Source organism: Bradyrhizobium sp. (genome assembly GCF_016462955.1).
Classification (GTDB): Bacteria; Pseudomonadota; Alphaproteobacteria; order Rhizobiales; family Xanthobacteraceae; genus Bradyrhizobium.
Window position 1 is genome coordinate 7,015 of sequence record NZ_JAEMSD010000221.1, and the last position, 3,563, is coordinate 10,577.

The window sequence follows — 3,563 nt, forward strand, 5'->3', positions numbered from 1 at the left end:
ACAGCGCGGGGGGGGGGGTGACAGTCCCTCCATTGAGGCGGTGCCGAGTGGAGAGATCACCCCACCCCGCTTCGCATTACGCTTCGCTTCATGCGAACCGACCCTCCCCCTCCAGGGGAGGGTGACACCGTCACCGCTGCGCTCACGGGAAACCAATGCCCCACCCCAACGACCCCAGTCTCCGCTCCTTCATCGAGGTCGAAACTTCCTCCGACTTTCCGATCCAGAACCTGCCTTATGGCGTGTTCTCGACGGCGGCCAATCCAACCCCGCGCGTCGGTGTCGCGATCGGCGATTACGTGCTCGATCTCTGGGAGCTCGAGCAGGATTGCCGACTCGACGTCGGCCCGCTCGGCGTGTTCTCGGGCCCCTCGCTCAATCCGTTCATGGCGCTCGGGCCTAAAGTCTGGAGCAAGACCCGCGCGCGCATCAGCGAACTCCTGCGCGCGGATCATCCGGAGCTGCGCGACAACGAGGAGCTGCGCAAGCGCGCGCTCGTTCCCATGCGCGACGCCAAGCTGCATCTGCCGTTCACCGTCTCCGGCTACACCGACTTCTATTCGTCGAAGGAGCACGCCACCAATGTCGGCGTCATGTTCCGCGGCAAGGACAACGCGCTGCAGCCGAACTGGCTGCATATGCCGATCGCCTATAACGGCCGCGCCTCTACGGTCGTGGTCTCCGGCACCCAAGTGAAGCGGCCGCGCGGTCAGCTGAAGCCGCCGAACGTGGACCTGCCGAGCTTCGCGCCGTGCAAGCGGCTCGATTTCGAGCTGGAGATGGGCGTCGTGATCGGCCAGCCCTCGCCGATGGGCGGCATGCTCACCGAGAACCAGGCCGAGGAGATGATCTTCGGTTTCGTCTTGCTCAACGACTGGAGCGCGCGCGACATCCAGCAATGGGAATATGTGCCGCTCGGCCCGTTTCTCGCAAAAGTCTTCGCGACCTCGATCAGCCCCTGGGTGGTGACGCGTGAGGCGCTGGAGCCGTTCCGCCTGAACGGGCCGGAGCAGCAACCGGTACCGCTCGACTATCTCAAGCAGACCAGGCCGCAGAACTACGATGTCGAACTCGACGTCTCGTTGCGCGCCGCCGGCGCCAATGCGCCCGCCAGCATCAGCCGCACCAATTTCAAGTACATGTACTGGTCCTCGGTGCAGCAATTGATGCACCACGCTTCCAGCGGCTGCGCCATGAATGTCGGCGATCTCTTAGGGTCCGGCACCATCTCCGGCCCGGAGAAGAACCAGCGCGGCAGTCTGCTCGAGATCAGCTGGAACGGCACCGAGCCGGTCGAGCTGCCCGGCGGCGCCAGGCGCTCGTTCCTGGAGGACGGCGACAGCCTCGTCATGCGCGGCTGGTGCCAGGGGAACGGCTACCGCGTCGGCTTTGGCGAGGTCGAGGGGACGGTTCTGCCGGCGAAGTAAGGCCACTGTCATTCCGGGGCGATGCGAAGCATCGAACTACGGTGCGCAATTGCGCACCTGAGAATCTCGAGGTTCCGGGTTCGCGCTTTGCGCGCCCCGGAACGACGGCCTCGAACCTACCGCCTCTCCGGGGGTACGTCCTTGATCCGCGCGCAATGCGCCGCAACGTCTTCCACGCTGTACTTCAGATGCACCCGCTTGTCGGACGGCGCCTGCTTCGTCGTGCACACGCCCGGCCGCCATTCCTGCGCCGGCCTGATCGGGCGCGGGGCGAAGCCGCCGCCGCAGTTCGGGCAGACATTGAACAGCCTGGTCTCGACGCAGTCCGCACAGAACGTGCATTCATAGGAGCAGATCCGCGCATCGGTTGCGGCGGGCGGCAGGTCGCGGTCGCAATATTCGCAGTTCGGTCGCAGCTGGAGCGCCATGTTGAATCTCCGGACATGGGACTGGGATCATCGCAGATCGCGCAGCCAGCGCGAATGCCGTAGTTCCCTCGATTTCAGCCGGGCTTTAATTCCTTGAGCGGCAGCTTCGAGCTCTCTTTCAGCCGGTCCAGCACGATCGACGAGCGCACATGCGCCACGCTTTGATGCGGCATCAGGACGTCGTTGACGAGGTTGGAGAGGCCCTTGAGATCGCGCAGAACGGCTTTCAGCACATAGTCGGCGTCGCCCGTCAGCGAATACGCCTCCTGGATCTCGTCGATCCGGTTCACCAGCGCGCGGAAGCGCTTGGAATTGTCAGGGGAGTGCGTGGCGAGCCCGACCTGGATGAAGGCGATCACGCCGAAGCCCAGCGCCTCGCTGGAGAGGTCGGCATGATAGCCTGATATCACCTTATCCTCTTCCAGCCGCATCCGGCGCCGTGAGCATTGCGAGGCCGAGAGGCCGGCGAGCTCGGCCAGCTCCTGGTTGGTGAGGCGGCCGTCGTCCTGGAGCGCGCTGAGGATCCTGAGGTCGAAGGCATCAACAGAAATCATGCGTCATTCATCCATTTCATGCACGGATCGTGCATACGATAGCCAAACGCCGTCTCGTTTGCACGCTCATTGCATAGCCCATGAAGGATAGTTCCTGTCAGCAGCCATTCGGGAGAACACCATGGGACCGTTTCCGCACGATGCACCGCCGGCCACGATCACCGCCGACAATCCGATGGGCACCGACGGGTTCGAGTTCGTCGAATATGCGCACCCCGATCCCGAACAACTGCACGCGCTGTTCAAGCTGATGGGCTATGCGCCGGTGGCGCGCCACAGGACCAAGAAGATCACGGTCTATCGCCAGGGCGACGTCAACTATCTCGTCAACGAGGAGCCCGGCACTCACGGCTACGAGTTCGTCGCCGCCCACGGCCCCTGCGCGCCGTCGATGGCCTTCCGCGTCGTCGATGCCAAGGCGGCCTATGACCGCGCGATTGCGCTCGGCGCCGAGCCGGCCGATGCCTCATCCGCGCAGAAGACGCTGGACGTGCCCGCCATCAAGGGCATCGGCGGCAGCCTGCTTTATCTGGTCGACCGCTACGGCGCCAAGGGCTCGGCCTATGATGCCGAGTTCGAATGGCTGGGCGCGCGCGATCCCAAGCCGGTTGGCGCCGGCCTGTTCTATCTCGATCATCTCACCCATAACGTCCATCGCGGCCGCATGAATGTCTGGGCCGGCTTCTACGAGAAGCTGTTCAACTTCCGCCAGATCCGCTTCTTCGACATCGAGGGGCGCGCCTCCGGCCTGTTCTCGCGCGCGCTGACCAGCCCCGACGGCAAGATCCGCATTCCCATCAACGAGGATGCCGGCGAGTCCGGCCAAATCGAGGAATATCTCAAGACCTATCGCGGCGAAGGCATCCAGCACATCGCCTGCGGCTGCCGCGACATCTACCGCACCATCGAAGACCTGCGCGAGGCCGGCCTGCCGTTCATGCCGTCGCCGCCCGACACCTATTTCGAGAAGGTCGACTCGCGCCTGCCCAAGCATGGCGAGGATCTGGCGCGGCTGAAGAAGAACGGCATTCTGATCGACGGCGAGGGCGTGGTCGAGGGCGGCCAGACCAAGGTGCTGCTGCAGATCTTCTCGGCCAATGCGATCGGCCCGATCTTCTTCGAGTTCATCCAGCGCAAGGGCGACGACGGTTTCG

At 64.2% G+C, this 3,563-nt stretch carries 4 protein-coding genes; 2 read left to right on the forward strand and 2 right to left on the reverse strand.

The window, feature by feature from the left end; translation table 11 throughout:
- The first annotated feature begins 155 nt into the window (after positions 1-155).
- Positions 156-1,427 carry a fumarylacetoacetase gene (gene fahA / locus JHD07_RS21605; protein ID WP_291625585.1) on the forward strand — a complete coding sequence of 424 codons (1,272 nt, stop codon included), beginning with the start codon at positions 156-158 and terminating at the stop codon, positions 1,425-1,427.
- Positions 1,428-1,543: 116 nt separating this feature from the next.
- Here the strand turns inward: fahA and JHD07_RS21610 are convergent, their stop codons facing one another.
- Positions 1,544-1,855 (reverse strand): DUF1272 domain-containing protein, encoded by a 312-nt coding sequence (locus JHD07_RS21610; RefSeq protein WP_291625588.1) that lies wholly within the window; start codon positions 1,853-1,855, stop codon positions 1,544-1,546.
- Between the two features lie 74 nt (positions 1,856-1,929).
- Complete coding sequence (locus tag JHD07_RS21615; protein ID WP_291625590.1) at positions 1,930-2,409, reverse strand: Lrp/AsnC family transcriptional regulator; 480 nt, start codon at positions 2,407-2,409, stop codon at positions 1,930-1,932.
- A 121-nt stretch (positions 2,410-2,530) separates the two neighbouring features.
- Between JHD07_RS21615 and hppD the strand changes: the two genes are divergently transcribed.
- A partial coding sequence (gene hppD, locus JHD07_RS21620) for a 4-hydroxyphenylpyruvate dioxygenase (RefSeq protein WP_291625592.1) occupies positions 2,531-3,563 on the forward strand: 1,033 nt, incomplete at its 3' end.